We start from the raw sequence: 26649 nt of genomic DNA on the forward strand, positions 1-26649 counted from the left end.
GTAGGTATCGGTTTTCACGGAAACGCCAGAAAAACGCCCACTGGATATGGAAAACCCCGCATCGCAGGATGCGGGGTTTTTCTACATCGATTTTCTTCTGATCAATGCAGCTTGGCGTCTACGACGTCGATGCCGTCGTCGATCAGTTTGTTGCCGTCAGCAGCAGTCATCTGCTTGGCGATCACATCGCGTGCAGCACCGATCGCGATGACAACCGCACGGTCGCGGACTTCCTTGATTGCAGCAGCCTCGGCCGATGCAATCTGGTCTTCAGCAGCTGCAATTCTGCGACCGATAGATTTCTCCAGATCGGCTTTGGCCTGCGTTGCAACGGCAGCAGCCTCGTCGCGTGCTTGCGCCACGATGCGGTCCGCCTGCTCCTGAACCTCTTTCTGCTTGCGCTCATAAGAGGCCAGCAGCGACTGCGCTTCTTCACGCAACGCGCGCGCCTCGTCGAGTTCACTGCGGATCGCGATTGCGCGCTTGTCGAGCAGACCACCGATCAGCGTCGGCACCTTGAAATAGAACAGGATGCCGATGAAGACGATAAAGGACACGAGCACAACGAAATCGGTGTTACCCAGCGAGAAGAACGGCCCTTCGGCCGCCAGCGCAGGACCGGAGGTCAGCGCCAGAACCGCGGGGAAAAGGATAAGTTTACGCATCCGTGTTATCCTTTCATCCGTGCTGTCACAGCGGCATTGACGCTGCGTGCATCCGCATTGCCACCCATGGCGATAACGATCTCTTTCGCAGTATCCTTGGCCACGGCCGTGACGTTTTCAAGCGCGGATTCGCGGATCTCTGCGATCGCTTTCTCGCCTTCGGCTGTCTTGGCCGCGATCTGGGCATCCGCCTTGGCGATTGCCTTGTCCAGATCGGCCTGAATTTCGGCTTTGGTTTCAGCGATGATACGGTTCGCCTCGACGCGGGCATCGGCCAGCGCCTTGTTATAGGCCGCTTCAGCCTCAACAGCCTTGGCCCTGAGGTTTTCGGCGGCGGCAATGTCATTCGTAATTGTGCCCTGACGTTCCGCCAGAACAGCGCCAATGCGCGGCAGGGCGACACGGGACAGGATCATATAGATCACGACCAACGTGACCAGCAGCCAGAAAATCTGGTTGCCGAAAGTCGAAAAGTCCAGCTGCGGCATGCCGGGGGCAGATGCTGCGCCTTGCGTTGCGGTTGCCATGTCGTGCTCCCTCGGGAAACGGAGGTGGTAGAGCGGATGGACCCGTCAGGCCCATCCGCACGCGTGTCTACGTTCCGAAAGGCTTAGACAGCGAACATCAGCAGCAGAGCGACGAGGAACGAGAAAATCCCCAATGCTTCTGCGAATGCGATGCCGATGAACAGCGTGGCAGTCTGACCGGCGGCTGCCGACGGGTTGCGCAATGCGCCCGCGAGGAAGTTGCCGGCAACGTTGCCCACACCGAGGGCGGCAAGGCCCATGCCCAGAGCCGAGATGCCGGCGCCGATGAACTTGCCCATTTCTGCGATATCGCCTTCCATTTGAAGTCTCTCCTTGGTTGGAATGGCTGGATTGATCCGGACCTTAGTGGTGGGGATGAAGCGCGTCCTTGAGATAGACGCAGGTCAGGATGGTGAACACGTAGGCCTGAATAAAGCAGACCAAAATTTCGAGGCCGTACATGGCGACAACGCCCAGAATGGCCAGCGGCGACAGAGCGACCAGACCGGCAAAGGCTGCGAAAACCTTTACCACCGCGTGGCCGGCGGTCATGTTGCCTGCAAGACGGATAGAGTGGCTGACGGGGCGCACGAAGTAGCTGATCACTTCGATCAGAGCGAGGATCGGGCGCAGCGCCAGCGGCGCGCTTGTGACCCAGAACATGCCCAGAAAAGCAGGGCCGTTCTTGACAAAACCAAGGATCGTGACTGCCAGAAACACCGCCATCGCCAGAACGCCGGTTACGGCAATATGGCTTGTCGTGGTGAAGGCCATCGGCAGCAGACCAAGGAAGTTCGAGAAAAGCACGAACATAAACAGCGTCATAATGTAGGGGAAATATTTCAGACCGTCCTTGCCGGTCACATCCTCGACCATCTTGTAGACAAAGCCGTAGGCAAGCTCGCCTATCGACTGGCTACGCGTCGGGATAACCGCGCGACGGGATGTCCCCATCACCAGCATGGCGCTGATCCCGAGGACGGCAATGACCATCCAGAGCGTGACGTTTGTGGGCGTGTACCAGTTGACAACATCGCCGCCGAAGAGCGGTTTGACCATGAACTGGGCCATCGGATCGAAAACGAGACCGGTTCCTGTGCTTGCATCCGTCGCCATGACTTGCCCTCTTGCCGTCAGCCCCGGGGGGCGCCTGTCTTATCGGCCTCATCGGCCTGCTGTTTCTTCTGCGCCTCTTGTGCAGAGCGGAGCATCGTCTTGATCCCCGCCGCAAGGCCCAGCAATGTAAAGAGCACCAGAAATATCGGGATCGTCCCGAATAGGCTGTCCAGCCCGTATCCGATGCCGAAACCGATCCCCAGACCGGCCACGAGTTCGATCACCATGCGCCATGCCAGATTGGCTTGGGAATAGTGCTCATCCACACGGGGCTTCGGCGCTTGAGCCGCTTTCGCCGCCGCAATCCTTGCCTCAAGCTCGGCCAGTTGCCGTTGCTGGTCAGGACCCGTCACGCCGGAATACCCCCTCGGATGGTTGGCGCATTGCTAAGCGCAGCGACGCTGTGAGTCAAGCTCGCATGCCGCAGCGCCGCAATAGGCTTAACCTTCTGTTATATTGTGTTTTTTTGACTCGCTGAAACGGAAGGTCGGTTCTGCTTGAGCGCCAGTTGGCAGGCAGAGGGGCGTGAGAGTATATTCAACCATCCGGTTGACGATTGACGGGACGCAGGCTTAATGGCGGTATGACCGATCAGCTTGATACTGTCTTTGCCGCTTTAGCCGATCCGACCCGTCGCACGATCCTGTCGATGCTGCTGGAGGATGATATGGCCGTGACAGATGTGGCCGAGCCCTTCGAGATGAGCCTTGCCGGGATATCCAAGCATCTAGCCATTCTGGCCGGTGCTGGGTTGATCACGCAGGAGAAACGGGGCCGCGTGAAATGGTGCAAGCTGGAACCGGACGCCATGCGCGCGGCCAGTATCTGGATGCAAGGCTTCGGCCAGTTCGAACCGGTCAATCTGGACGCGTTCGAGCGCTTTCTGGAAGCGGAATTGCGGGGTGCGCCCACCGCGCCATCCGAAACCGCCCGTCAGGGCGACTGAGGGACGACAGCGGTCCTTGCATCATCGTCACGCAGCAACAGAAGCAGGGCAACGACCGTCAATGCCACCCCGCCAAGCACCCAAGGCGTGGGCAGCCCGTTACCAAGGGCAAATTCCAGCGCGATCACCCAACTGGGCGTCAGATAGGTGTAAGCCATCACCTTGGCCGAGGGCAGGTGCATGGTGGCATATTGCAACAGCACGAATGTCGCTGCACTGGCGAAGACAGACACATAGGCCAAGGTAATCCAGACAATCGGCGGCAAGTTCGCCCAATCGGTGGCGCGCAAGTCCTGCCACCCCCAGAGCGTGACCAGCAGGCCGCCTCCGATCAGCATGCCGAAAGTGAACACCACTGCAGGTTCGCCCCTGTTGAGCTTGCGGACCATCGGAGTATAGACGGCATGCGCGATACACCCGAAAAAGAAAATCGCCTCGCCCCGCCCGATCTGGAACCTTGCCAATGCAGCAAGGTCAGCCCGAAAGATCACCCAGACAGCCCCTGCGGCACCGATTGTCAAAGCCAGCACCATGCGCGGCGTTGTCACCTGACGCAGCAGCACCCATCCTGCCAGACCGGCAATCACCGGCGTCAGCGTGAACACAGCCGAGGCCGACACCGCCTGCGCGGTTTTCAGCCCCTCGAACATCAGGACAAAGTAGACCCCGAACATGCCACCCAGCACCAGATAACGCCAAGGTGCCTGCAACGCATGGCGGGGAAAGCCTGTTGTCAGCAGCGCGGCCGAACCGACTATGCCCGCCGCCAGCCAGAAGCGTAGCGCTGTCAGAGCGGCTGGCGCGATATAGTTGGCCGCCATGACGCCCAGTGAAAACGACCCCGCGACCAAAGCCGAGAACAGAAGCATGGCAATGTGACCACGCGCCTGCCCGCTCATTTCTTGTCGCTACCCTTGAGTGGGGATTCATTTTCCCGCTCGCAGCCCTGCTCTTTGGCATGTGCTTTCAGAAAGGACAGGAAGGTTTGCACCTTGGTGGTGCGGTGCAAATCGACATGGGTGACCAGCCAGAGCGAGGCCTCCCACTCCTTGCGTGGGGGGGCGATCTCCAGCAACTCGGGATGAGCGTCAGCCTCCCATTGGCTGAGAAAGCCAATGCCCATTCCGCGCTGCACGGCCATTTCCAATGCGCTCATATCCGTGCTGCGGAAGATGACATTCTCTTGCGGGATATTCGACCAGAGCCATTGATTGAACGGGGCACGGTTCGACTTGTCGTCATTAGAGACAAAGAAATGTCGCGGAAAGTCCTCGGGGCCGTCGGGAATGCCGTATCTGTCTGCATAGGATGGCGCCGCGTAAAGCGCAGGCGCCATGCTGGTAAATGCCTGCACCACATTATCGGGCTGGTCGGGGACAGCACCCGCGCGGATCGCCACATGGGCCTCGCCGTATTCCAGCCGGAACAGACGTTCGCCTGTCAGATAGCGCAGCACAATGCCGGGATGGGCAGCCCGAAACGCGGCCAGTACAGGCAGGATCAGCCCTTCCAGCCCTGCAAGCGAGGTGATCACCAACTCGCCTGACACATCCTGACCGCGCCCTTTGATGCGGCCAGCCAGTTGCGCAAACTGGTCATCGGTTGTGGCCGCGACCCGCAACAGATCCTCTCCCGCTTCGGTCGGGGTATAGCCGCGCGGATGGCGCTGGAACAGTTTGACGCCCAACCGCTGCTCCAGAGCGTCGATATGCCGGATAACCGTGGCATGGTGGACACCCAGAACTTCGGCCGCACCGCTGACAGTCCCCAGTCTGGCGACGTGATAGGCAGTTCTGATCTCGTCCCAATTATCCATCTGGCGGTTCTCCCCGGGCGGCGCATTCTGTGCATCCACGAACACAACCTGATAGAAACGCGGGTTTTCCATCAATGACAAGGCCCAAAGCCGCCGGATATGGCGCGGACGGCTTGACTCGCTGCGACAGGCGGCCTAAAGCCAGCGCAATTCCGGAGGTCTGTTGAACTTCCGGTCCCTAGGGCTTGGCCCGGGATCGCCCCCCGTCAGCGCGTTGCGCCCACGGGGGCTGTTCCGGTTTTATACGTCAACTTCGCGGGAACATTGGCAACACGAGCGGCACTTCTTATTTGAGGTGTCAAATGCAACGGGCGAAGGAGCCGTTTAGATGTTTGAAAATCTGTCCGAACGCCTCTCAGGTGTCTTTGATCGGCTGACCCGTCAGGGTGCGCTATCCGACGAAGACGTCAAGACTGCCCTGCGCGAGGTGCGCGTCGCCCTGCTTGAGGCTGACGTGTCGCTACCCGTGGCGCGCGATTTCGTGGCTGCGGTCCAGACCAAGGCGACCGGACAGGCGGTGACCAAATCGGTTACGCCGGGCCAGCAGGTCGTCAAGATCGTGCATGATGCGCTGGTGGATGTTCTGACCGGTTCGGAAGATCCCGGTGCGCTCAAGATTGACAACCCGCCTGCCCCGATCCTGATGGTCGGTCTGCAAGGCTCGGGCAAGACAACGACCACAGGCAAGCTGGCCAAACGGTTGAAGGACCGCGAGGGCAAACGGGTGCTGATGGCCTCGCTTGATATCTACCGCCCCGCCGCGATGCAGCAGTTGCAAATCCTGGGTCAGCAGATCGGTGTCGATACCCTGCCCATCGTCGCGGGCGAAACCGCCGTGCAGATCGCCAAGCGCGCCAAGACGCAAGCCAGCCTTGGCGGGTATGACGTCTATCTGCTGGATACCGCTGGCCGGTTGCAGATCGACCAGACCCTGATGCAGGAAGTCGAGGATGTGCGCGACGCGGTCAAGCCGCGCGAAACTCTGCTTGTCGTTGACGGTCTGACAGGTCAGGTCGCTGTCGAAGTGGCCGAGGAATTTGACGCCAAGGTCGGAATTTCCGGCGTGATCCTCACGCGGATGGACGGCGACGGGCGCGGCGGCGCGGCGCTGTCGATGCGGGCCGTCACCGGCAAACCCATCCGCTTCGTCGGTCTGGGCGAAAAGATGGACGCGCTTGAGACCTTCGAGCCGCAGCGGATCGCGGGCCGTATCCTTGGCATGGGCGACATCGTCGCGCTGGTCGAGAAGGCGCAGGAAACCATCGAGGCCGAACAGGCCGAGCGGATGATGAAGCGCTTCCAGAAGGGTCAGTTCAATATGAACGACCTGCGGATGCAGCTTGAACAGATGATGAAGATGGGTGGCATGGAATCCATCATGGGCATGATGCCCGGCATGGGCAAAATGGCCGCTCAAGTGAAGGAATCCGGCTTCGATGACCGTATCCTCAAACAGCAGATCGCGCTGATCCAGTCGATGACGAAAAAGGAACGCGCCAATCCGGCCTTGCTGCAAGCCAGCCGTAAGAAGCGGATTGCGGGCGGTGCCGGCCTGGATGTGTCGGATCTGAACAAATTGCTAAAGATGCACCGCCAGATGGCGGACATGATGAAAAAGATGGGCAAGATGGGTAAAGGCGGCATGCTCAAGCAGGCCATGAAAGGCATGATGGGCAAAGGCGGCGCGCCGGAAGGCATGGACCCCTCGCAGATGGACCCCAAGGCTCTTGAGGCTGCGGCCAAGGCAATGACGGGCGGTAAGCTGCCGGCAAGTCTGGGTGGCATGGGCGGCATGAAGCTGCCCGGCGGGTTAAGCGGCTTCGGAAAGAAGAAGTGATGCAAGCCCCCCGCCCTTCCCTGACACAGGCCCCAAGGCTCGAGTCGCGCAACCTGATCCTGCGCGGGCCGGAGCATGGCGATGCCGAACCGCTAATCGGGTTTCTGACAGATCGCGAGCGGGCGGCGGGATTCGGGGCTTATGACAACCGGCATGACGCATGGCGTTGGTTCGGGCTGAACGTGGGTCACTGGCATATCCACGGCTATGGCTATTTCACGATAGAGGATCGCGACACCGGCGAAGTGGCCGGGATCACAGGCATCTGGAACCCCGACGGTTGGCCCGAGCCTGAACTTGGCTGGGCCCTGTTCGACGGTTTCGAAGGACGCGGGATCGCCTATGAAGCGGCAGAGCGCGCGCGGGACTGGGCCTATAGCGAACTTGGTTTCATGACGCTGACCTCGAATATCGTGCCGGGCAATGACCGCTCGATCGCGCTGGCCGAACGGCTGGGCGCTTGGGCTGAACGGACCTATCAGAATGTCTATATGGGCGCAGAGATCCTATACCGGCATCCCGGCCCCGCGTCGCTGGTCAACGATGGCGACGGATCGGTGGAGGCATACGCATGACGCAGTTTGCCTTCGAAATACCGACGATCAAGGCCGGCGATGTGTCGCTCCGCGCCATTCAGGAAAACGATCTTGAACCGCTGGCCGCCTTTTACGCGACCGAGCGCAGCATGTTTGTCGGCGGGCCGCTGCCGCGCGTGGACGCGTGGCGGATGATTTCCGGCAATATCGGCCATTGGGCGCTGCGCGGTTATGGCATGTGGGTCATCGATATGGACCGGCAGCCCGTGGGCATGTGCGGGTTCATCTTTCGGGAAGGCTGGGACGAGCCGGAACTGGGCTGGCAGGTCTGGAACGGTTTTGAAGCGCGCGGGATTGCCTTTCAGTCGGCCAGCGCAGCCCGTGATCAGGGCGTGCGCGCTTACGGGCTGAATGGCGTCATTTCCTATATCGACCCGCGCAATTCCCGCTCGATCAAGCTTGCCGAACGTCTTGGCGCCTTGTTCGAGCGCGAGACCGTGTTCATGGGCAAACCCTGCCATGTCTATCGTCACCCCCAGCAAGAGGAGTGTGCATGACTCAGACTGCCGCAGAACGCGCCGCAGAGATCCTGCGCGAGCATCGTGCCAGCATCGACCGGCTGGATGCGATCCTTGTCTATACTCTGGGCGAGCGGTTCAAGCACACGCAGACCGTGGGGCGTTTGAAGGCGCAGCACGACTTGCCCCCTTCCGACCCTGATCGCGAGGCGCGCCAGATTGCGCGGCTGGAAGAGCTGGCAAGGGACGCCGATCTTGATCCGGAATTCGCAAAGGCTTTCCTGCAGTTCATCATTCAGGAAGTCATCCAACACCACAAGAAACAGCAACAATAACAAACCCATCTGGCGGGCCTGCCCGTCACACCAAGTCATCCAAAGGAGAATACTGACATGGCAATGAAAATCCGTCTGGCCCGTGGCGGCAGCAAAAAACGCCCCTTCTATCGCATTGTGGCTGCCGACAGCCGTATGCCCCGCGATGGCCGCTTCATCGAGAAACTGGGCACTTACAACCCGCTGCTGCCCAAAGACAGCGAAGAGCGCGTCAAAATGAATGTCGAGCGCGTTCAGTACTGGCTGGGTGAAGGCGCACAGACCACCGACCGTGTGGCGCGTATGCTGGAAGCCGCTGGCGTTGTCGCAAAGACCGAGCGTAACAACCCCAAGAAGGGCGAGCCAGGCAAGAAAGCCAAGGCACGCGCTGACGAAAAAACCGCCAAAGCCGCTGCTGCTGCCGAAGCCGCTGCCGCACCTGCCGAAGCACCTGCGGAAGACGCCGTCGAAGAGACTGCGGCCGAAGAGTAAGCCAAGGGGGGACGGGATGCACACGTTCGACAAGGCATTCCAGAACCAATTGACCGATCTGATGCGGTGGCGTCGTGATGTACGGCGCTTTCGCACCGATCCTGTGGACGAGGCAATGCTGCGGCATTGCCTCGACGCATTTCTGCTGGCCCCTTCTGTCGGCCTGTCGCAACCGTGGCGCTTGATCCAGGTGCAAAGCGCACAGGCCCGCGCGGCGACACTCGCGAATTTCGAGGCCAGCAACGCACAGGCACTGGGCAGATATCAGGGCGACCGCGCAGCACTCTATGCGGGGTTGAAGCTGTCCGGCATGCGCGAGGCCCCTGTGCAACTGGCGGTATATTGCGACGAGGCGACCCAGACCGGTCACAAGCTGGGCGCAGGCACCATGCCTGAAATGCGGCGGTATTCCGTGGTCGCATCGGTCATGCAGTTCTGGCTGATGGCAAGGGCGCAGGGTTTGGGCGTGGGCTGGGTGTCGATCCTTGATCCGGCGCAACTGTCGCGCGATCTGGCCGTGCCGGAGGATTGGCGTCTGGTGGCCTATCTGTGCGTGGGCTGGCCGGAACAGGATAGTCTGGAGCCGGAACTGGAAACAAAGGGCTGGGAGACCCGCCGCAGCGAATTGATCATTGAAACCCGTTGATAGGCTCGACCATCCGGCGCTATGTGATAGACCCGAAACGGTCACCCTCAGGGTCTTTACAGACCAGCAAGGACGAGAAACAAGATGAGCGATCTGATCTGCGTTGCGGTCATTGCGGGGGCTTTCGGCGTCCGCGGCGAAGTGCGCTTGAAAAGCTTTACCGCTGATCCTGTGGCGATCGGCGAATATGCCCCCTTGGTGACCGAGGATGGAAGCCGCAGTTTCGATCTGGCGCTGGCCAGCCAGCTTTCCAACGGACTTCTTGTCCGGCTGTCGGGAGTCACCACCAAGGAAGAGGCCGACGCGCTGAAGGGCGTCAAACTCTACGTCCCGCGCGACCGTTTGCCCGGTTTGCCGGATGACGAATATTACCATGCAGACCTGATCGGCCTTGAAGTGCTGGACACAGGTGGCAATGTTCTTGGCCGGATCAAGGCGGTTCTGAATCACGGTGCAGGTGACATTCTTGAAGTGCAGGTACCGGGCGCCTCCGATACCGTTTTGTTGCCCTTCACGCTGGATGCGGTGCCGACGATCGATCTGGATCAGGGCCGCGTGATTGCCGACCCGCCTCTGGGTCTTTTCTAGACAGGGGGGTGTCACGGCCAGCCTTCCGCATCTGGCATCTTTTGCAGGGTTCAAAAAGCAGCTAAGAGCCAGCCCATGACCCAGACATCTGATCCAGAGGGCCCCGTCCCGCAAAAATCCTATGGGCGCAAGTCGATCAGCCCGACGCTGCGTCCGCGCGAGTTGATGACCGAGAACCCGCAACTGGCGGGGGCATGGCGGGTGCAGGTGATCACCTTGCTGCCGCAAGCCTTTCCCGGCGTTCTGGGTGAAAGCCTGACCGGCAAAGCCCTGTCCGAGGGGCGCTGGTCGCTTGAAGCCATCGATCTTCGGACCTTTGGCGAGGGCAAGCATCGCAATGTCGATGATACGCCTGCAGGCGGCGGTGCCGGCATGGTGATGCGCCCCGATGTTCTGGGCCATGCGCTGGATGCGGCCGCACAGGGCGCGCGAGGACGCTGGCCGGTCATCTATCTCAGCCCGCGCGGCACACCGATGGATCAGGCGATGATGCAGCGGTTGGCAGCTTCGGATGGGATGACCCTGCTTTGCGGCCGGTTCGAGGGCGTGGACGAGCGCGTGCTTGAGGAATATGCGATCCAAGAAGTCAGCCTTGGCGATTTTGTCATGACAGGCGGCGAAATCGCGGCGATGGCCCTGATTGATGCCACAGTGCGCCTGTTGCCCGGTGTGCTTGGAAACGCCGCCTCGACCGAGGAAGAAAGTTTTTCAGACGGGTTGCTGGAGCATCCGCAATATACGCGGCCCGCCGAATGGCGCGGGCGCGTAATCCCCGAGATTCTGCTGTCCGGCAATCACGCGAAAATCGCGCAATGGCGGCGTCAGCAATCCGAGGCGATCACGCAAACGCGGCGCGCTGACCTTTGGCAGGCGCATAGCGCAAAAAAAGGCGAAAAACCCGCCTGACTGCTGCCTATTCGGTTCTTGCAAAGCAGTATGGCGGCGGGTAAGAGCGGCGGGTCTGGGACTTGATTGAGTCTATCGGACCTGCCGTCTGTTATTCCGGTTGCCTTCTTCGGCACCATCACGGGGTTTGACGCAGAACCAAGGAACGACGACCTGAACTCTGGCGGGCGCATATGCGGACCCGGTTGAAGACCGAGAGCTCTTGGGTTGTGGCAAACTTTGCGGAACAAACCGCAAGCAGATAGGAGCAAAGCGATGAACCTGATCGCACAGATCGAGGCGGAACAGATCGCCTCTCTCGGGAAGTCCATTCCCGATTTCAAGGCCGGCGATACCATTCGCGTCGGTTACAAAGTGACCGAAGGCACCCGTAGCCGCGTTCAGAACTACGAAGGCGTCTGCATCAGCCGCAAGAACGGCAAAGGTATTGCCGGGTCTTTCACGGTCCGCAAGATTTCCTTTGGCGAAGGCGTGGAACGTGTGTTCCCGCTCTATTCGACCAATATCGACAGCATTACCGTGGTCCGTCGTGGCCGTGTGCGTCGCGCGAAACTGTATTACCTGCGCGCCCGTCGCGGTAAATCGGCACGTATCGCAGAGGTTGCCAACTACAAGCCCGCCGCTGGCGCAGAAGCATAAGGATCGGCACGATGAAAAAAGACATCCACCCCGATTATCACCTGATCAACGTCAAAATGACCGACGGCACGATCTTCCAGATGAATTCGACATGGGGCAAGGAAGGCGACACGCTGTCGCTGGATATCGACCCCACCGTCCACCCTGCATGGACCGGCGGCTCGTCGCGTCTGCTGGATGCAGGCGGGCGCGTATCGAAGTTCAAGAACAAATACGCAGGTCTCGGCTTCTAAAGCTGATACACGTTTTCATTCGGGAAATGCCGTCCTTCGGGGCGGCATTTTTTATTCCCGCATCCCGTTGCAGGTTCACCGCCGGTATTGCGGGTTCAACAGAACCGATACACGCAAGGCCATGGGTTTCAGAACAGTCCGCATCGCCGGAAACCGCCCTATGATCCGCCCGTAGATGACGCGCAGCCCGCGATCAAGTCGCCCGTTCGCGCTATCCGCGCGGCGGCCCAGTTCAGCCATCTGGTCCAGCACATGATGCGAGGCTAGTCGCCCTGCGAAAAGCTGCATCTTGTATTCCAGCCGCGCATAATTGCGCGCGGCCAGTTCCGGCGACATGACCGACAGCACGCGAAACCCCCGTGCCTGCACGGCATAGCCGATCATTCGCTCCTGCACATGGGCAAGCCCACCATCGACATGATGCGGCTCCGCGTTGTAGTCGCTCCAATCCCAAGGCCATTCAAACATCGGACGTAGCGCCGCCATTCTGAACCAGAACATCGTGCCATAAGGTGCCACTGGCGTATCGGCATCAAGCGGGACGCCAAACCCCATGCGATGACACAATTGCTGGACAGTTGCCCGGTTCGAAAACCACGCATGGCCCAATGTGCCCAACCCGACATGGATCACCGGCGGGATGATCAGGCCGATATCAGGCTCTGCTTCCAACCGGTCCAGAAGCTGGCGAACCGCCTTTCTGGAGGGAAGCAGATTGTCGAAAAGATGGCTGCGGAACCCGTCCGCCACCTGTGGCGAGAGTTGCGGCGTGCGTTTTGAGTGTAATCGCAACCCGATTTCAAATTCGTCCGACAGAGCAATGTCGCGGAAGGTGATGAACAATGCCGACATGTCACGCCCGCGATTCTGTTCCACCACGCGCACGGTCCGGTCTGCTGGGGGCCAGCCCTTCCTGTCCAGAAATTCCTCGACGGCGGCTTTGTCCGCGATGGTTGCCGTTGACACAAACAGCTTGGCCGGAAGAGGCAGCTTTTGGATCTGCGTCCAGAACTCCGGCATCATCCGCGCGTAGAAGGCGTGAATGAACACAGCCACAGGGCCAAAGCGCCACGTCTTTCTGCGTGAAGGGTAATGCGGGTTCAGTATCTCGTATTGATCCGCAATGGTCGTGAATGACCGTAGCGGCAGGCGCGCTGTCGCAAGCGCGATCACCCCGCGATACAGTGCCGGATGGATCTGGCGCAAACCATCCAGGGCGGCGCGCAGGTTGATCGCGTTCAGGTCGTGGACCAGAGGGTCCAGCGTCAGGACCGACACCGGCAGGCAGGGCGCGCGCAAATGCACCAGCTTGTCCACCTCGAAATGACGGGGGTCTTCGGTCCCTAGGGCGGCATCCGGTACGGCATAGTCCGTGCGCCAGCCGCCATGTCGCAGGAAACGGGCCAGCGGCAGCAATCCATGCTCGACCTCTGCCCAATGGTCACGGAAAGCGGGTAAGTTGACCCAAAAGACTTTAGATTCCGTATCATTGACCAGCGCTGGCGACAGGACCGCAAAATCCAGATAGGGCAACCTGTCCGGCAGACCTGCGCGCCCTTGCAGGCGTCTGTCCATCGTCGTGCGGTGCCAATAGGCCGCGAACAGATCGGCGTCGTCAGGCAGATTTCGCCAGCCATCGGGATAGACCGGACCAAAGGCATGATAGCCTGTCAGGATCACATGACCGGTGACCGGACCCTGCGCCGTGAGCGCCGCCAGACCAGCGCGATAGGCCGACAGGACCGATCCGTCCCTGTCTGAGGTGACGATCTCCAGCGGATGTTGCGCTGACAGATCGACCAGAGCTTTCGCCACACACGCCCTGTCTTGTGAGGGGGCCACGATCACGACCCTGTCCGCGATGGTCAATAATTCATTTAGGGCAAGGCGGACATGCGCAGCCCCTTCGGTCCGGTGCTGGATCACATAGATGGCTGCACTGACCGCCATCAGCGTGAATAACCCAGCATAGTCATATGCTTGGCATGTGTCTGACAGAAGACGTCAATCTGCGCGGCATCAAGATAGTCTCGATGCGTACCGGTTTTTCGCTTCCAGAAGAACTTTCCATCACATCGCGTCAAATCGTCGGACAATCGCTGCACCCGCGCGGGATCCTCGGCTCTTTGCGGCAGATTCAGAAATTCGTAAATACTGCTTATCGAGCTTTCGAAATCCGCGATCAGATCTTCATAGCGCAGGATGTGCACAGCATTTCCCGCCTGCTGCAGATGCCTGAAATTGTCTATACTTTCGAAGAGACTGCCAAAGGGATTTGCAGGGCGCGGGTCAAAGGTCGCGTGGCGGGTGAACCGTTGAAAAAGATGATCCATCTGTTGCGGGGTCATGTCGTCGACCCGTTCAAAGGCAAAGCCGCAAACCTTTTCGGACAGGCCCGTCACGTTGCCCGACAGGTAATTCAGATAGGACAGAAAAACATCCAGCGGGTGGCGATAAATATAGATGATCTTATCGGGCCGGAAACTACGCGCACCTTCTTGGACAAGGGGCGTCTTGTTGTGTGACTTGTAGCAACACCATGTCTGGCCAGCGTGCTGCCAGGGCATTTCCCCGATTGGTTGGCCCAGATGGGTGTCAGGCACGTAGCTGGCAAGCACAGCGCGACGTTGCGGAATCTCAAGAATGCCGATGATGATGGCCCGTAGCCACGTATTGCCGCTTTTCGGGAAGGAATAAAGCCCGACGAGTTGATCACAGGCTGGGTGGCCTGAGATGGCGGGTGCTGCCTCTTGCAGGTTTTCCAAAGCCGTTTGCAACTGTCGATCTCCCATCACTGGTATATTTCGGGTCGCGGGCGGTGCGACGGCGTTTCATTCCGCGGCATGCACAGCGACCCGGCGTTCATGCGCACCAGACCAATGCACAAGCGCGCGCAAACCTGTGTCCAAGGATATCTCTGGAATCCACCCCAGAAGGCCGGCAGCGCGCCTGATATCGGCGACAGAGTGGCGAATATCGCCGGGACGGTAGGCGCCGGTGATCTGCAGCGCGTCATCGGACCGGCCAATCAACGCGGCGAGTTTGCGCGCCACGTCATAGATCGTAGTGCCCTGACCGGACCCGATATCAATTGCTTCATCGGGCAGACCAGCGATCAGACCGATACGGACAAAGGCGCGCACTGCGTCGTCGACAAAAAGGAAGTCACGCGTAATCTGCCCGTCCTCATAGATATTCAGCATGCGCCCGCTACACAGTTGCTGGCAGAAGATCGACAACACGCCGGTATATGGATTATGCAGCGACTGGCCCGGACCATAGATGTTTTGCAAGCGGAGTATCCCGACGCTGGTATCGGTGCCCCAGAACGCGTGGCGCAAAAGGTGTTCCTGCATCAGCTTGGTCGCAGCATAGACCGAGGATGGCGCAACCGGGCTGCCGGCCTGCGTGGGGACAGGGACCAGTGGCAGACCATTCGCGCCGCGCGGCAGAAAGCAGCCAACCGCCAGATCATCGGGCGATCGTTGCAACGGGGCGGCGGGCCGGCCGCCTGCGTCGATATAGGCACCTTCGCCATAAACAGCGCGCGAACCCGCCAGCACAATTCGCGCAGGTCTGACCCCTGACTGCCGCATCGCTAGCACCAGATTGGCAGTCCCCATCACATTGACATCGCAATAGCGTAACGGGTGATCAAATGACTGTCCTGTTCCCGTTTCGGCGGCAAGGTGATAGACTAGATCCGGCTTTGCCTGCGCAAAGACCGCCTGCAACGCTGCAAGATCGCGCAGATCGCCGACACGCACATTGATCCCTTGCTGCGCCATGTGCAGGCGCGTTGCCATCGGGTCTTGATGGGCTTGGGGATGGAAGCTGTCATAGACAATCACGCGGTGGTGACGCGACAATTCAGCGGCCAGTCGCGCACCGATGAAGCCGGCACCGCCCGTGATCAGGATAGTTTTGGTTGCTGACATATTTGTTGCGCCCCGCAAGATTTCACAGCTTGCAACCGGTCTTTTGTCAAATGCCAGAGCGTTCGGCACTGCCGTGATCGGCAATGCGGCACGTCCCTTGGCGCTGACACAACAGAACACAAGCTCTCACCTGCATCCTGACCCACTGACCTTAAAATCGGGTTATCCGAGCAACTTTTTCAGATATTTTCCGTATTCGTTTTTGGCGTAGCGGTCGGCCATCGCTTTGAGGGCTGCGTGATCGATCCAGCCGTTGTTGTAGGCGATTTCTTCGGGGCAGCCTGTTTGCATGCCCTGACGTTGTTCCAGGGTCCGCACAAAGTTGCCCGCATCCAGCAGGCTGGCATGAGTGCCCGTATCCAGCCAGGCATAGCCGCGCCCCATGCGTTGCACCGTCAGGTTGCCGTCGGCCAGATACATTTCCAGAAGGCTCGTGATTTCAAGCTCTCCGCGCGCCGAAGGGGTCACCTTGCGGGCCTTTTCAGGCGCATTGCCATCCAGAAAATAAAGCCCTGTAACTGCATAATTCGACGCCGGCTTTTCCGGCTTTTCGATGATCGACTGTACCTGCCCGTCTGCGTCGAAGCTGACAACACCGTAGCGTTCGGGATCGCTGACCTGATAGCCGAAAACCGTGCCTCCCGTTGTCTGCCCGTCGGCGCCGCTGAGAAGTTCAGGCAGGCCATGCCCGAAAAAGATATTGTCCCCCAGCACCATGGCCGAGGGCGAACCGTCCAGAAACTCTTCGGCAAGGATATAGGCCTGCGCCAGACCGTCCGGCGAAGGTTGGTGGATGAAGGTGAAGGACAGCCCCCATTGGCTGCCATCCCCCAAAAGACGCTTGAACTGATCCTGATCCTCGGGCGTGGTGATCAGCGCGATCTCGCGGATACCAGACAGCATAAGCACGCTGAGCGGGTAGTAGATCATGGGTTTGTCGTAGATCGGCAGCAGTTGCTTCGACAGGCCCATGGTGATGGGATAAAGCCGCGTGCCCGAGCCACCGGCCAAAATGATGCCTTTGCGCTGTGTCATCTCAATTCTCCTTCAGATCGGCCAGAATATCGCGCAGGCTTTCGCGCCAATCAGGCCGTTCAATCCCGTAATCGCGGGTCAGGGCCGTGCAGTCCATGCGGGAGTTCGCGGGGCGACGGGCGGGGGTGGGATAGGCCGAGGTAGGAATATCCTCGACCATGCAGGTCAGGCCGGACCCGGCGAAAATCGCGCGCGCGAAATCAGCCCAACTGACATCGGGGGCGCCGCTGAAATGATAAGTGCCGGTGGTGCCCTGGCCTGCGTGGAAGGCGCGCGTCATGGTCAGAAGGGCCGCCGCGATATCGGCAGCGGCGGTAGGGCCGCCGATCTGATCGGCGACGATGGTGAGCGTATCACGCTCTGCTCCCAGCCGCAGCATCGTTTTGACGAAATTCGCACCATGGGCCGAGACAACCCAAGATGTCCGCAAGATCGCGTGGGGGCCACCTGCGGCGCGCACAGCAACCTCGCCTGCCAGTTTCGAGCGGCCATAGCCACCCAGAGGCCCGGTCACATCATCGGGCTGCCATGGCTGCGTGCCGCTTCCGTCAAAGACGTAATCGGTCGAGATATGCAGGAAGGGGATGCCCCGCGCGGCACAGGCCTGCGCCATCGCGCCGGGAGCGGAGCCGTTGATGGTCGTGGCGAGGTCTTCCTCGGTTTCGGCACGGTCCACGGCGGTATAGGCGGCGGCATTGATCACCACATCAGCGTCCGAGGCGGCAATCGCGGCGGCGCAGGCCGCGGGGTCCGACAGGTCCGCGCGGTTGCGCCCCAGACAGGTCATCACGACATCATCGCCAGCCCGCCGCGCCAGTTCGGTGGCAACCTGTCCGGTCTGCCCGAAAACCAGAACCCGCATCATGCCTTGGTCCCCAGACGCTGGCCGACGCCTGCGCGCTCTTGCAGGGGGCGCCACCATGCCTCGTTCTCGAGATACCATCGCACGGTGCGGCGCAGACCCTCTTCGACCGTGACGGAAGGACGCCAGCCCAGTTCGGCACAGATGCGCGAAGGATCAATGGCATAGCGCGCGTCATGGCCGGGGCGGTCGGTGACGAAGGTGATCTGGTCGCTATACGCGCCTTCCGGCTTGGGGCGCAGAACGTCGAGGATCTCACAGAGTGTCCGGACCAGTTCAAGGTTCGTGCGCTCGTTCTCGCCGCCGATATTGTAGCTGCGACCCAGCGCGCCTTTCTCCAGAACCAGCAGGAGGGCATCGGCGTGATCCTCGACATAAAGCCAGTCACGGATGTTCGACCCGTCGCCGTAGATCGGTAGCGGCTTGCCTGCCAAAGCGTTCAGGATGATCACCGGCACCAGTTTTTCGGGGAAATGATAGGGGCCGTAATTGTTGGAGCAGTTGGTCAGGACAACCGGCAGGCCATAGGTTTCGTGCCAGGCACGCACCAGATGGTCACTCGCGGCTTTCGACGCCGAATAGGGCGAGCGCGGATCATAGGGCGTGTCTTCGGTGAATTTGACCGCAGGATCGGCCGGCAGAGAGCCGAATACCTCATCCGTGGAAATATGGTGGAAGCGGAAATGGGCGGGCTTGCCCTGTGCGATCCAGAAGCTGCGCGCGGCCTCCAGCATGTTGTAGGTGCCAGTGATATTCGTCTCGATAAAGTCTTCAGGTCCGTCGATCGAGCGGTCCACGTGACTTTCGGCGGCAAGGTGCATCACGGCATCGGGCTGATGCACGGCAAAAATACGGTCAAGGGTCGCGCGGTCACGGATATCGGCATGTTCAAAGGCGTAGCGCGGATCGTCCGCCACCGATGCCACGTTATCGAGGCAGGCCGCATAGGTCAGCGCATCAAGGTTCACGACCTGATGCCCGCGCGACACTGCAAGCCGCACAACAGCCGAGCCGATAAATCCGGCACCGCCGGTAATCAGAAGTTTCATATCTCAAACCTCGAACACAAAGGGCGAGTCAAAGTCCCGCAGCAGTGGCGCCTTGGCGTCCTTGTCGGATAAAAGCACGTCAACCCCCGCAGGCAGCCCCCAGTCGATCCCGATTGACGGATCGTCGAAGCGGATCGCGCCGTCACATTCCGGCGCATAATAATCCGTACATTTATAGATGATCTCGGTATCCGGTTCACGCGTTACAAAGCCGTGCAGAAAACCCTCCGGCACCAGCAATTGCCGTCCGTTCTCGAAAGACAACTCGACTCCGAACCATTGCCCGTAGGTCGGTGATCCACGCCGGATATCGACAGCGACGTCGAATAGGCGGCCTTTGCCACAACGGACCAGTTTGGCCTGTGCATGCGGCGGCGACTGGACATGCAGCCCCCGGACAGTGCCCGAACGTGCAGACAAGGAATGATTGTCCTGCACGAATTCCAGCGTGATTCCATGACCGGCCAGCGTGGAACGATTGTAACTTTCAGAGAAAAATCCGCGCGCATCACCAAAACGGGCAGGTGTCAGGACAAGAAGACCCGGCAGAGCGGTTGGTTCAATCTTCACACACAATTCCTTTACGAAATATACCCCTCGTTGCGTAGCAAGCCTGGCGACGCTTGTCACGCGCCTCTGTTGCAGGGATCACACCGGACGCGCCTTGCTGACCTCTTGACCTCCCGCACGCTTCCCATATGAGGGCGTGCAACATATGGTGGACGCGACTGGGGAAGGTGGCGTTTTTCGCGGGAAATTTGGGGATACGGTTTGGCGCATATTATCGTTGTCGGAAATGAAAAAGGCGGCGCGGGCAAATCCACCGTGTCGATGCATGTTGCGACCGCGCTGGCACGGCTTGGACATCGCGTCGGCGCACTGGACCTTGATCTGCGCCAGAAGACCTTTGGCCGCTATGCCGAGAATCGGGCAACATTTCTGGCTAAATCGGCACTAGCCCTGCCAAGTGCCGCATATATTGATCTGCCCGAACCCGATCCTGCGACCCTGAAAGAGGGTGAGAACCCTTATGATCAACGCCTGTCCGCCGCAATTGCCCTGCTTGATCCGGTCAGCGACTTCATCGTGATCGACTGTCCGGGCTCGCACACACGGTTAAGCCAGGTCGCGCATAGCCTTGCCGATACGCTGATTACACCGCTCAACGACAGCTTCATTGATTTCGACCTGCTGGCCCATGTGGATGGCGACGGCAAGAAAATCCTCGGTCCCTCGGTCTATTCCGAAATGGTCTGGAGTGCGCGACAGTTGCGCGCGCAGGCCGGTTTGAAACCGATCGACTGGATTGTTGTCAGGAACCGTCTGGGCGCGCAGCAGATGGTGAACAAAGAAAAGATGGGCCGCGCGCTGGACAATCTGGCCAAGCGGATCGGGTTCCGCGTGGCCCCCGGCTTCAACGAGCGGGTGATTTTCCGCGAGTTGTTCCCGCGCGGGCTGACCTTGCTGGACCTCAAGGATATCGGGGTCAAACAGTTGAATATCTCGAACGTGGCCGCGCGTCAGGAATTGCGCGATCTGGTCAAGGCGCTGAACCTGCCGGGGGTCGAGGCAAAGTTCTGAAGACACCTTGGGAAAGGTGATTCAGCCCATGCGCGCCAGTTTGCGTAAAGCGCCCCGCAAGACGCGTTCCTCTTCGGCGCTGAGTTTGACTGACAAGGTTTGATCATAGCTTTCGGCCACTCCGTGCAGGTCGCGATAGGCGGCGCGCCCTTGTCCTGTCAGTTCCAGATGTTCCTGCCGCCGGTCGGCATCATCCGGTGCACGCGTCAGGAACCGTCGCTCTTCCAACCGCTGTACGGCGCGGCTGATCTTGGTCTTGTGCATTTTGGATCTTGCACCAATGTCTTTTGCGGTCAGGCGCCCATAGAGCCCCAGATGGAACAGCACCCGCCATTCGGTGCGCAGCATCCCGTAGCGATCCTTGTAAACCTGCTGGAAGGCCAAACTGCTTTCCTCGGCCGCCTGATTCAGCAGATAGGGCAGAAAATTCTGCAAATCGAAATCATCTTTTTGTGGCATGATGCGGACTCCCTCTGTTGTTAGTTACAAAATCAACCGTTAACAGCGCAACCATAAAGGAGGACGCATCATGAATCGCCCAACGCTTCCGCATTCCTTCGTGCAGGCTGCCACGCCCCAAGGCACGACACCAGGCTATATGCCCGGCTTCGGCAATGACTTCGAGACCGAGGCTTTGCCCGGCGCGCTGCCGCAAGGCATGAACAGCCCGCAAAAGTGCAATTATGGTCTTTATGGTGAGCAACTATCCGGCACGGCCTTTACCGCGCCCAGCCATCAAAACGAGCGCACGTGGTGCTACCGCATCCGGCCTTCGGTCAAGCATTCCAAGCGCTATGTGAAAATGGACGTGCCCTACTGGAAATCAGCCCCGCATATCGACCCCGATGTGATCAGCTTGGGCCAGTATCGCTGGGATCCCGTGCCGCATACCGATACCCCGCTGACATGGATCACCGGCATGCGCACGATGACCACAGCGGGGGATGTGAACACGCAGGTCGGCATGGCAAGCCATGTCTATCTGGTGACAGCATCCATGCAGGATGAATACTTTTTCTCGGCTGACAGTGAAGTGCTGATTGTTCCGCAAGAAGGCCGCCTGCGCTTTTGCACCGAGTTGGGGATCATTGATCTGGAACCCAAGGAGATCGCGATCATCCCGCGCGGGTTGCTCTATAGGGTAGAGGTGATCGAAGGCCCCGCCCGCGGATTTGTCTGCGAAAACTACGGTCAAAAATTCGATTTGCCCGGTCGCGGCCCGATTGGTGCCAACTGCATGGCGAACCGGCGCGATTTCAAAACGCCTGTCGCGGCTTTCGAGGATCGCGAGGTGCCATCATCCGTCGTGATCAAATGGTGCGGCCAGTTCCACCGGACCGAGATCGGCCATTCCCCCTTGGATGTGGTGGCATGGCACGGCAATTACGCACCCGTCAAATACGACCTGCGGACCTATTGCCCGGTCGGTGCGATCCTGTTCGATCATCCCGATCCGTCGATCTTTACCGTGCTGACAGCGCCTTCGGGGGTCGAGGGGACCGCCAATATCGACTTTGTGCTATTCCGCGAACGCTGGATGGTGGCCGAGGATACATTCCGTCCGCCGTGGTATCACAAGAACATCATGTCCGAGATGATGGGTAATATCTACGGCCAGTATGACGCCAAGCCCAAAGGCTTCGTGCCGGGCGGGTTGAGCCTGCATAATATGATGCTGCCGCATGGCCCGGACAAGAACGCCTTTGAAGGCGCGGCGAATGCCGATCTCAAAGCGGAAAAGCTGGACAACACCATGTCCTTCATGTTCGAAACCCGTTTCCCGCAGCATCTGACGCGCTTCGCAGCCGAGGAGGCACCCTTGCAGGACGACTATATCGACTGCTGGGACAGCCTCGAGAAGAAGTTCGACGGCACGCCCGGCAAGAAATAGGCAGAACACTTAGCGCCGCTGGGCAGGGGTTTGCTCTCTTGCCCGCCTCTGACATTCCGGCCCCGCACCGGCAACGGGGCTGCCCCCCCGGAAGGACAAAGACATGCCCCTGATGACAAGCTGGGTGGCTTCGGCCAACACGCCCGGTCACCCGTTTCCACTCAACAACCTGCCTTGCGGCGTTTTCTCGACCGGCGAGGACGATCCGCGTTGCGGTGTCGCGATTGGCGACATGATCCTTGACTGCCGCGCCGCCGAGGATGAGGGGCTGCTGAACCTTGATGATGCGCCCGTCTTTGACGTGCCCTTCTGGAACGAGGTGATGGAATTGGGCCCCGAGGCGTGGACCGCGCTGCGCGCGCGGCTGATCCAGCTTCTGGCCGAGGGATCGCCGGATCGTGCGGCGGTCGAGGCTCATCTGGTGCCGATGGCCGATGCAGAGATGTATCTGCCCTTCCTTATTGCCGAATATACCGACTTTTACGCAGGCCGTCATCACGCCACCAATGTCGGCACGATGTTCCGCGGCGCCGAGAATGCCTTGCCGCCCAATTGGTTGCACATGCCCATCGGCTATAACGGCCGGGCCTCGTCGGTTGTTGTTTCCGGCACGCCGGTGCGCCGCCCGTGGGGGCAGTTGAAAGCCCCTGACGATGCCGCGCCTCGGTTTGCGCCCTCGGCCCGTTTCGATCTGGAACTGGAAATGGGGGCGGTTGTGGGCATGCCCAGCGAAGGCCCTGTGACCGTGGATGAAGCCGATGCGATGATTTTCGGCTATGTGCTGCTGAACGACTGGTCCGCGCGCGATATTCAGGCGTGGGAATACCAGCCGCTTGGGCCGTTTCAGGCCAAGGCGACCGCGACCAGTATCAGCCCGTGGATCGTGACGACAGCGGCGTTGGAGCCGTTTCGCGTTGACACGCCTGCCCGCGAGGTGCCGCTGCTGGATCACCTCAAGGATACTGACCCGATGCTGTACAACATCGACCTGAGCGTCACACTGGCACCCGAAGGAAAGGCCGCCACGGAAATTGCACGGACCAATGCACGTGAATTGTACTATTCCGCAGCGCAACAACTCGCACATCACAGCAGCGCGGGTTGCCCGATGACACCCGGTGACCTTTTGGGGTCCGGCACCATCTCGGGCGCGGAAAAGCACCAGCGCGGCAGTCTGCTGGAACTCAGTTGGGGCGGCAAGGAACCCCTGACACTGGACAGCGGCGAGATCCGCAGCTTTCTCGAGGACGGCGACACCCTCACACTGGAAGGCAAAGCGCAGGGAGATGGCTACATTATCGGATTTGGCCCCTGCACCGGCACCATCCTGCCGGCGCTGAAAGACCCTTACGCAAGATAGGCCTGCCGTTTCATCTTGCCCGAAATATTCCCGCCGGAGGTGTCCCTCCCCAGCCCCGGCACCGCCCCTGAAAGGAAGACACCATGGCCAAGGCTTTTGCATCGCAAGGCGACATGACCGAGAAAAAGATCACCTTCACCGAAGTGGGTGAAGGTGTATACGCCTTTACCGCCGAAGGCGATCCCAACTCGGGTGTCATCATTGGCGACGACTCCGTAATGATCGTCGAGGCGCAGGCGACCCCGCGTCTGGCCAATAAAGTGATCGACTGCGTCCGCTCTGTTACAGACAAGCCGATCAGCCATGTGGTGCTGACGCATTATCACGCAGTGCGCGTGCTGGGCGCATCCGCCTTTGGTGCCAACCAGATCATCATGGGCGACAAGGCCCGCGCCATGGTGGTCGAACGCGGTCAGGAAGACTGGGACAGCGAGTTCCAGCGTTTCCCGCGTCTTTTCGAGGGGCATGAAAGCATCCCCGGCCTGACATGGCCCACCACGACTTTCAGTGATGACATGACCGTCTATCTGGGCAACCGCCGGATTGACCTGATGCATCTAGGCCGCGCCCATACAGCTGGCGATATCGTGATCCACGTGCCCGACCAGAACGTGATGTTCACCGGCGATATCGTGGAATACCACTCGGCCTGCTACTGCGGTGACGGGCATTTCAGCGACTGGGGCGATACGCTGGATGCCATCGCCTCGTTCCAGGTGGACGCCATTGCACCGGGTCGCGGTGATGCGCTGATGGGGCAGGATATGGTCACGGCAGCGATCGAGAATACGCGCGATTTCGTCGACAGCACCTATAACGCCGCCGCCCGTGTGGCCGCCCGCGGTGGCAGTCTCAAAGAGGTGTGGGACGCCGTGCGTGCGGCTTGCGACCCCAAGTTCAAGGATTACGCCATTTACGAGCATTGCCTGCCCTTCAACGTCGCCCGCGCCTATGACGAGGCGCGCGGCATCGACACCCCCCGCATCTGGACCGCCCAGCGCGATATCGAGATGTGGGAAGCTTTGCAAAGCTGATCAGTCGAGGGCGGCAGACATGAAATACGGACCAACACGGGGCGAGTTGAAGTTGCGGCTTGCGATCTCGGTTTTCGGGCTGGGGATGATGGCTTTTGCCCTTGTCACACGCGGCTTTGGCGGCATCGCCGCGCTTGAGGTGGTGCTGATCGCAGGCGCGTTTTTCGGGGGCACTGCGGTATGGTCCGCTTGGGCGCTTTTGCGAAAGGACAACGGATGAACAAGATTTTCGAGGTGCCTCTTTATCCCTATCGCCGCCACGCGGATCAGGATGCGCTATCGCCTGCCCATCACAAGGTCGCGGTCATCGGCGCGGGTCCGGTCGGTCTGGCCGCCGCCGTTGATCTGGCGCAGCAGGGCGTCGAGGTGGTGGTGCTGGACGAGAATGACAAGGTCAGCTTCGGCAGTCGCGCCATCTGCTTTGCCAAGCGCACGCTGGAGATCGCGGACCGTCTGGGGCTGGGCGCGCCCTTGGTGGACAAGGGCGTCCGGTGGAGCATTGGCAAGGTGTTCTTCGACGAGCGCAAGGTCTATGACTTCAACCTGCTGCCCGAAGAAGGCCACAAGCGGCCCGCCTTCATCAACTTGCAACAGTATTACATCGAAGAATATCTGGTCAAACGCGCCCGTGAAATCGAAGCGGGAGGCGCGCAGATCGCACTTCGTGGCGGCAACAAGGTGGCGGGCATCACCGATCACGGCGACCACGTGGCGCTGTCCATCGACACCCCCGAAGGCCAGTATGAGATCACCGCCGATTACGTCATAGCCTGTGATGGTGCGGCCAGTCCGGTCCGCTCGATGTTGGGACTGGATTTCGTAGGCCGCGTGTTCGAGGACAATTTCCTGATCGCCGATGTGATCATGGAGGCGGATTTCCCGACCGAACGCTGGTTCTGGTTCGATCCCCCCTTCAACAAGGGGCAATCCGCGCTTTTGCACAAGCAGCCTGATGGGGTTTGGCGCATCGATCTGCAATTGGGCTGGGATATCGACAAGGAGCAGGAGAAAAAGCCCGAGAACGTGACCCCCCGCCTAAAGGCAATGCTGGGGGATGACGTGGAGTTCAGCCTGGAATGGGTCTCGATCTATACCTTCCAGTGCCGCCGGATGGAAAAGTTCCGCCATAACCGGGTGATCTTTGCTGGCGACAGCGCGCATCAGGTCAGCCCTTTCGGAGCACGCGGTGCCAATTCCGGCCTGCAGGATACTGACAATCTGGCGTGGAAGCTGAAACTGGTGCTGGACGGGCTTGCCCCGGACGCCCTGCTGGACAGCTATGACGCTGAACGCGTTTTTGGCGCAGACGAGAACATCCTGAACTCGTCCCGCTCGACCGATTTCATCACGCCCAAGTCCGAGATCAGCCGCGTCTTCCGCGATGCGGTGCTGGACCTGTCCGAGCATCACGCCTTTGCGCGGCCTTTGGTCAATTCGGGGCGGCTTTCCATGCCCTGCACCTATGACGGATCACCACTGAACACGCCCGATGCGCTGCCCCTGGGACCCGCCCGCACGCGGCCCGGTTCGCCCTGCCCTGACGCGGCGCTGGGCAACAGGTTTCTGCTGGACGGTCTGGGAGACAGGTTCACACTGCTCACGATCAACACCGACGCGCCCGACAGCCTGACCGAAAGCGGCATCACCGTGACACGGCTTGCCTTGAGCGATCAGGACGATGTCACCGGCGCGCTGACCGCGCGCTATCTGGGGGATGCGCCCGCCGCCGTCTACCTGATCCGCCCCGATCAGCATGTTGCCGCGCGTTTCCGTGCTTACGACGACACCGCCATTCGTGCCGCCATCCGGTGCGCCACAGGACAGGATATTCAAGCATGACCGCCGATCTGATCCTGACGCCGAACATGGACCGTCCCGACGACATTTACGCCGGTCTGCTGGCAACCCATGAGGGGCTGACCAAAGACGCAAGCGACGCGCTAAATGCGCGGTTGATCCTGATCCTGATGAACCATATCGGACAACACGATGTGCTGGCGCAGGCCTTGCAAGCCGCGAAATCGCCGGAAAAAGGCTAAGCCGACCTATTTCATGGTGCCATAAATGCTCGAAATCCCCCGCTTGCCAACATGTGCAACGCGGAGGATTTTCATTGCCAG

33 protein-coding genes are annotated in these 26649 nt (G+C 60.0%); 18 read left to right on the forward strand and 15 right to left on the reverse strand.

Annotation, left to right across the window (positions count from 1 at the left end):
* Positions 1-101: 101 nt before the first annotated feature.
* The 5 genes from K7H22_RS15980 to K7H22_RS16000 all read right to left on the reverse strand — a co-directional run bounded on the left by K7H22_RS15980 (position 102) and on the right by K7H22_RS16000 (position 2661).
* Positions 102-665: a F0F1 ATP synthase subunit B gene (locus tag K7H22_RS15980; RefSeq protein ID WP_230801881.1), complete on the reverse strand. Its 564-nt coding sequence runs from the start codon at positions 663-665 to the stop codon at positions 102-104.
* 5 nt (positions 666-670) lie between these two features.
* Positions 671-1192, reverse strand: a complete 522-nt coding sequence (locus tag K7H22_RS15985; RefSeq protein ID WP_230801882.1) for a F0F1 ATP synthase subunit B' — start codon at positions 1190-1192, stop codon at positions 671-673.
* 83 nt (positions 1193-1275) lie between these two features.
* Positions 1276-1512 (reverse strand): F0F1 ATP synthase subunit C, encoded by a 237-nt coding sequence (locus K7H22_RS15990; RefSeq protein WP_230801883.1) that lies wholly within the window; start codon positions 1510-1512, stop codon positions 1276-1278.
* Between the two features lie 43 nt (positions 1513-1555).
* Positions 1556-2308, reverse strand: a complete 753-nt coding sequence (locus K7H22_RS15995; protein ID WP_230801884.1) for a F0F1 ATP synthase subunit A — start codon at positions 2306-2308, stop codon at positions 1556-1558.
* A 17-nt stretch (positions 2309-2325) separates the two neighbouring features.
* Positions 2326-2661: an AtpZ/AtpI family protein gene (locus K7H22_RS16000; protein ID WP_230801885.1), complete on the reverse strand. Its 336-nt coding sequence runs from the start codon at positions 2659-2661 to the stop codon at positions 2326-2328.
* Between the two features lie 230 nt (positions 2662-2891).
* On the opposite strand from K7H22_RS16000, the gene K7H22_RS16005 reads away from it, so the two are divergent.
* Complete coding sequence (locus K7H22_RS16005) at positions 2892-3254, forward strand: ArsR/SmtB family transcription factor (protein ID WP_230801886.1); 363 nt, start codon at positions 2892-2894, stop codon at positions 3252-3254.
* On the opposite strand, the gene K7H22_RS16010 is transcribed toward K7H22_RS16005, so the two are convergent.
* Positions 3242-4153, reverse strand: coding sequence for a DMT family transporter (locus tag K7H22_RS16010; protein ID WP_230801887.1), 912 nt, complete (start codon positions 4151-4153; stop codon positions 3242-3244). The genes K7H22_RS16005 and K7H22_RS16010 overlap by 13 nt on opposite strands.
* A complete protein-coding gene (locus K7H22_RS16015) occupies positions 4150-5070 on the reverse strand; it encodes a LysR family transcriptional regulator (RefSeq protein ID WP_230801971.1) in 921 nt (306 codons plus the stop codon). The genes K7H22_RS16010 and K7H22_RS16015 overlap by 4 nt, the downstream gene beginning before the upstream one ends.
* Before the next feature lie 328 nt (positions 5071-5398).
* Here K7H22_RS16015 and ffh point away from each other — a divergent pair, with 328 nt between their 5' ends.
* The 10 genes from ffh (at position 5399) to rpmE (ending at position 11779) form a co-directional block, all read left to right on the forward strand.
* Positions 5399-6907 carry a signal recognition particle protein gene (ffh, locus tag K7H22_RS16020; protein WP_230801888.1) on the forward strand — a complete coding sequence of 503 codons (1509 nt, stop codon included), beginning with the start codon at positions 5399-5401 and terminating at the stop codon, positions 6905-6907.
* Positions 6907-7482 (forward strand): GNAT family N-acetyltransferase, encoded by a 576-nt coding sequence (locus tag K7H22_RS16025; RefSeq protein ID WP_230801889.1) that lies wholly within the window; start codon positions 6907-6909, stop codon positions 7480-7482. Before ffh ends, K7H22_RS16025 begins: the two co-directional genes overlap by 1 nt.
* On the forward strand, positions 7479-8000 hold the full coding sequence (locus tag K7H22_RS16030; protein WP_230801890.1) for a GNAT family N-acetyltransferase: 522 nt from the start codon (positions 7479-7481) through the stop codon (positions 7998-8000). Before K7H22_RS16025 ends, K7H22_RS16030 begins: the two co-directional genes overlap by 4 nt.
* A complete protein-coding gene (locus K7H22_RS16035; RefSeq protein ID WP_230801891.1) occupies positions 7997-8296 on the forward strand; it encodes a chorismate mutase in 300 nt (99 codons plus the stop codon). Before K7H22_RS16030 ends, K7H22_RS16035 begins: the two co-directional genes overlap by 4 nt.
* Positions 8297-8353: 57 nt before the next feature.
* A complete protein-coding gene (rpsP, locus tag K7H22_RS16040; RefSeq protein ID WP_230801892.1) occupies positions 8354-8767 on the forward strand; it encodes a 30S ribosomal protein S16 in 414 nt (137 codons plus the stop codon).
* Between the two features lie 16 nt (positions 8768-8783).
* Positions 8784-9413 carry a 5,6-dimethylbenzimidazole synthase gene (gene bluB, locus K7H22_RS16045; RefSeq protein WP_230801893.1) on the forward strand — a complete coding sequence of 210 codons (630 nt, stop codon included), beginning with the start codon at positions 8784-8786 and terminating at the stop codon, positions 9411-9413.
* An 84-nt stretch (positions 9414-9497) separates the two neighbouring features.
* Entirely contained in the window at positions 9498-10001 is a 504-nt protein-coding gene (gene rimM, locus K7H22_RS16050) for a ribosome maturation factor RimM (protein ID WP_230801894.1), read from the forward strand.
* Positions 10002-10076: 75 nt separating this feature from the next.
* The gene (gene trmD / locus K7H22_RS16055; protein ID WP_230801895.1) at positions 10077-10907 is read left to right on the forward strand and encodes a tRNA (guanosine(37)-N1)-methyltransferase TrmD; all 831 of its coding nucleotides are present in this window, start codon (positions 10077-10079) and stop codon (positions 10905-10907) included.
* A gap of 255 nt (positions 10908-11162) precedes the next feature.
* Complete coding sequence (rplS, locus tag K7H22_RS16060) at positions 11163-11546, forward strand: 50S ribosomal protein L19 (protein ID WP_230801896.1); 384 nt, start codon at positions 11163-11165, stop codon at positions 11544-11546.
* An 11-nt stretch (positions 11547-11557) separates the two neighbouring features.
* Positions 11558-11779: a 50S ribosomal protein L31 gene (gene rpmE, locus K7H22_RS16065; protein WP_230801897.1), complete on the forward strand. Its 222-nt coding sequence runs from the start codon at positions 11558-11560 to the stop codon at positions 11777-11779.
* 75 nt (positions 11780-11854) lie between these two features.
* Here the strand turns inward: rpmE and K7H22_RS16070 are convergent, their stop codons facing one another.
* The 7 genes from K7H22_RS16070 to rfbC form a co-directional block, all read right to left on the reverse strand.
* Positions 11855-13729 carry a rhamnan synthesis F family protein gene (locus K7H22_RS16070; RefSeq protein WP_230801898.1) on the reverse strand — a complete coding sequence of 625 codons (1875 nt, stop codon included), beginning with the start codon at positions 13727-13729 and terminating at the stop codon, positions 11855-11857.
* Positions 13729-14556: a sulfotransferase domain-containing protein gene (locus tag K7H22_RS16075; protein WP_230801899.1), complete on the reverse strand. Its 828-nt coding sequence runs from the start codon at positions 14554-14556 to the stop codon at positions 13729-13731. Before K7H22_RS16075 ends, K7H22_RS16070 begins: the two co-directional genes overlap by 1 nt.
* Before the next feature lie 54 nt (positions 14557-14610).
* Complete coding sequence (locus tag K7H22_RS16080) at positions 14611-15717, reverse strand: NAD-dependent epimerase/dehydratase family protein (RefSeq protein ID WP_230801900.1); 1107 nt, start codon at positions 15715-15717, stop codon at positions 14611-14613.
* Positions 15718-15879: 162 nt separating this feature from the next.
* Positions 15880-16752, reverse strand: a complete 873-nt coding sequence (gene rfbA / locus K7H22_RS16085; protein ID WP_230801901.1) for a glucose-1-phosphate thymidylyltransferase RfbA — start codon at positions 16750-16752, stop codon at positions 15880-15882.
* Position 16753: 1 nt separating this feature from the next.
* Positions 16754-17614, reverse strand: coding sequence for a dTDP-4-dehydrorhamnose reductase (gene rfbD / locus K7H22_RS16090; protein ID WP_230801972.1), 861 nt, complete (start codon positions 17612-17614; stop codon positions 16754-16756).
* Positions 17614-18663 (reverse strand): dTDP-glucose 4,6-dehydratase, encoded by a 1050-nt coding sequence (gene rfbB / locus K7H22_RS16095; protein WP_230801902.1) that lies wholly within the window; start codon positions 18661-18663, stop codon positions 17614-17616. Before rfbB ends, rfbD begins: the two co-directional genes overlap by 1 nt.
* Before the next feature lie 3 nt (positions 18664-18666).
* Positions 18667-19233, reverse strand: a complete 567-nt coding sequence (rfbC, locus tag K7H22_RS16100) for a dTDP-4-dehydrorhamnose 3,5-epimerase (protein WP_230801903.1) — start codon at positions 19231-19233, stop codon at positions 18667-18669.
* A 201-nt stretch (positions 19234-19434) separates the two neighbouring features.
* Between rfbC and K7H22_RS16105 the strand changes: the two genes are divergently transcribed.
* Positions 19435-20244 carry a division plane positioning ATPase MipZ gene (locus tag K7H22_RS16105; protein ID WP_230801904.1) on the forward strand — a complete coding sequence of 270 codons (810 nt, stop codon included), beginning with the start codon at positions 19435-19437 and terminating at the stop codon, positions 20242-20244.
* Positions 20245-20265: 21 nt separating this feature from the next.
* Here the strand turns inward: K7H22_RS16105 and K7H22_RS16110 are convergent, their stop codons facing one another.
* Positions 20266-20703, reverse strand: a complete 438-nt coding sequence (locus K7H22_RS16110; RefSeq protein WP_230801905.1) for a MarR family winged helix-turn-helix transcriptional regulator — start codon at positions 20701-20703, stop codon at positions 20266-20268.
* 70 nt (positions 20704-20773) lie between these two features.
* Between K7H22_RS16110 and hmgA the strand changes: the two genes are divergently transcribed.
* The 6 genes from hmgA (at position 20774) to K7H22_RS16140 (ending at position 26568) form a co-directional block, all read left to right on the forward strand.
* Positions 20774-22135 (forward strand): homogentisate 1,2-dioxygenase, encoded by a 1362-nt coding sequence (hmgA, locus tag K7H22_RS16115; protein WP_230801906.1) that lies wholly within the window; start codon positions 20774-20776, stop codon positions 22133-22135.
* Between the two features lie 103 nt (positions 22136-22238).
* Positions 22239-23495 carry a fumarylacetoacetase gene (gene fahA / locus K7H22_RS16120; RefSeq protein WP_230801907.1) on the forward strand — a complete coding sequence of 419 codons (1257 nt, stop codon included), beginning with the start codon at positions 22239-22241 and terminating at the stop codon, positions 23493-23495.
* Between the two features lie 83 nt (positions 23496-23578).
* Complete coding sequence (locus K7H22_RS16125; RefSeq protein WP_230801908.1) at positions 23579-24529, forward strand: MBL fold metallo-hydrolase; 951 nt, start codon at positions 23579-23581, stop codon at positions 24527-24529.
* Positions 24530-24548: 19 nt separating this feature from the next.
* Positions 24549-24749, forward strand: a complete 201-nt coding sequence (locus tag K7H22_RS16130; protein ID WP_230801909.1) for a hypothetical protein — start codon at positions 24549-24551, stop codon at positions 24747-24749.
* On the forward strand, positions 24746-26368 hold the full coding sequence (locus tag K7H22_RS16135; RefSeq protein WP_230801910.1) for an FAD-dependent oxidoreductase: 1623 nt from the start codon (positions 24746-24748) through the stop codon (positions 26366-26368). The genes K7H22_RS16130 and K7H22_RS16135 overlap by 4 nt, the downstream gene beginning before the upstream one ends.
* Entirely contained in the window at positions 26365-26568 is a 204-nt protein-coding gene (locus K7H22_RS16140) for a DUF2783 domain-containing protein (RefSeq protein ID WP_230801911.1), read from the forward strand. The genes K7H22_RS16135 and K7H22_RS16140 overlap by 4 nt, the downstream gene beginning before the upstream one ends.
* The last annotated feature ends 81 nt before the right edge of the window (positions 26569-26649 follow it).

Source organism: Seohaeicola saemankumensis, from assembly GCF_021021435.1.
Classification (GTDB): domain Bacteria; phylum Pseudomonadota; class Alphaproteobacteria; order Rhodobacterales; family Rhodobacteraceae; genus Seohaeicola.

Bases quoted from the DNA above. Each gene is read 5' to 3' on its own strand.
- K7H22_RS16015 (WP_230801971.1), bottom strand. From the start codon at position 5,070: ATGGATAATTGGGACGAGATCAGAACTGCCTATCACGTCGCCAGACTG.
- hmgA (WP_230801906.1), top strand. From the start codon at position 20,774: ATGAATCGCCCAACGCTTCCGCATTCCTTCGTGCAGGCTGCCACGCCC.
- K7H22_RS15985 (WP_230801882.1), bottom strand. From the start codon at position 1,192: ATGGCAACCGCAACGCAAGGCGCAGCATCTGCCCCCGGCATGCCGCAG.
- ffh (WP_230801888.1), top strand. From the start codon at position 5,399: ATGTTTGAAAATCTGTCCGAACGCCTCTCAGGTGTCTTTGATCGGCTG.
- K7H22_RS16135 (WP_230801910.1), top strand. From the start codon at position 24,746: ATGAACAAGATTTTCGAGGTGCCTCTTTATCCCTATCGCCGCCACGCG.
- K7H22_RS16035 (WP_230801891.1), top strand. From the start codon at position 7,997: ATGACTCAGACTGCCGCAGAACGCGCCGCAGAGATCCTGCGCGAGCAT.
- bluB (WP_230801893.1), top strand. From the start codon at position 8,784: ATGCACACGTTCGACAAGGCATTCCAGAACCAATTGACCGATCTGATG.
- K7H22_RS16130 (WP_230801909.1), top strand. From the start codon at position 24,549: ATGAAATACGGACCAACACGGGGCGAGTTGAAGTTGCGGCTTGCGATC.
- K7H22_RS16110 (WP_230801905.1), bottom strand. From the start codon at position 20,703: ATGCCACAAAAAGATGATTTCGATTTGCAGAATTTTCTGCCCTATCTG.
- rplS (WP_230801896.1), top strand. From the start codon at position 11,163: ATGAACCTGATCGCACAGATCGAGGCGGAACAGATCGCCTCTCTCGGG.
- K7H22_RS16140 (WP_230801911.1), top strand. From the start codon at position 26,365: ATGACCGCCGATCTGATCCTGACGCCGAACATGGACCGTCCCGACGAC.
- rimM (WP_230801894.1), top strand. From the start codon at position 9,498: ATGAGCGATCTGATCTGCGTTGCGGTCATTGCGGGGGCTTTCGGCGTC.
- trmD (WP_230801895.1), top strand. From the start codon at position 10,077: ATGACCCAGACATCTGATCCAGAGGGCCCCGTCCCGCAAAAATCCTAT.
- K7H22_RS16030 (WP_230801890.1), top strand. From the start codon at position 7,479: ATGACGCAGTTTGCCTTCGAAATACCGACGATCAAGGCCGGCGATGTG.
- rfbD (WP_230801972.1), bottom strand. From the start codon at position 17,614: ATGCGGGTTCTGGTTTTCGGGCAGACCGGACAGGTTGCCACCGAACTG.
- K7H22_RS16080 (WP_230801900.1), bottom strand. From the start codon at position 15,717: ATGTCAGCAACCAAAACTATCCTGATCACGGGCGGTGCCGGCTTCATC.
- rfbA (WP_230801901.1), bottom strand. From the start codon at position 16,752: ATGACACAGCGCAAAGGCATCATTTTGGCCGGTGGCTCGGGCACGCGG.
- K7H22_RS16025 (WP_230801889.1), top strand. From the start codon at position 6,907: ATGCAAGCCCCCCGCCCTTCCCTGACACAGGCCCCAAGGCTCGAGTCG.
- K7H22_RS16005 (WP_230801886.1), top strand. From the start codon at position 2,892: ATGACCGATCAGCTTGATACTGTCTTTGCCGCTTTAGCCGATCCGACC.
- K7H22_RS16125 (WP_230801908.1), top strand. From the start codon at position 23,579: ATGGCCAAGGCTTTTGCATCGCAAGGCGACATGACCGAGAAAAAGATC.
- fahA (WP_230801907.1), top strand. From the start codon at position 22,239: ATGCCCCTGATGACAAGCTGGGTGGCTTCGGCCAACACGCCCGGTCAC.
- rpmE (WP_230801897.1), top strand. From the start codon at position 11,558: ATGAAAAAAGACATCCACCCCGATTATCACCTGATCAACGTCAAAATG.
- K7H22_RS15990 (WP_230801883.1), bottom strand. From the start codon at position 1,512: ATGGAAGGCGATATCGCAGAAATGGGCAAGTTCATCGGCGCCGGCATC.
- K7H22_RS15980 (WP_230801881.1), bottom strand. From the start codon at position 665: ATGCGTAAACTTATCCTTTTCCCCGCGGTTCTGGCGCTGACCTCCGGT.
- rfbB (WP_230801902.1), bottom strand. From the start codon at position 18,663: ATGAAACTTCTGATTACCGGCGGTGCCGGATTTATCGGCTCGGCTGTT.
- K7H22_RS16070 (WP_230801898.1), bottom strand. From the start codon at position 13,729: ATGGCGGTCAGTGCAGCCATCTATGTGATCCAGCACCGGACCGAAGGG.
- K7H22_RS16010 (WP_230801887.1), bottom strand. From the start codon at position 4,153: ATGAGCGGGCAGGCGCGTGGTCACATTGCCATGCTTCTGTTCTCGGCT.
- K7H22_RS15995 (WP_230801884.1), bottom strand. From the start codon at position 2,308: ATGGCGACGGATGCAAGCACAGGAACCGGTCTCGTTTTCGATCCGATG.
- rpsP (WP_230801892.1), top strand. From the start codon at position 8,354: ATGGCAATGAAAATCCGTCTGGCCCGTGGCGGCAGCAAAAAACGCCCC.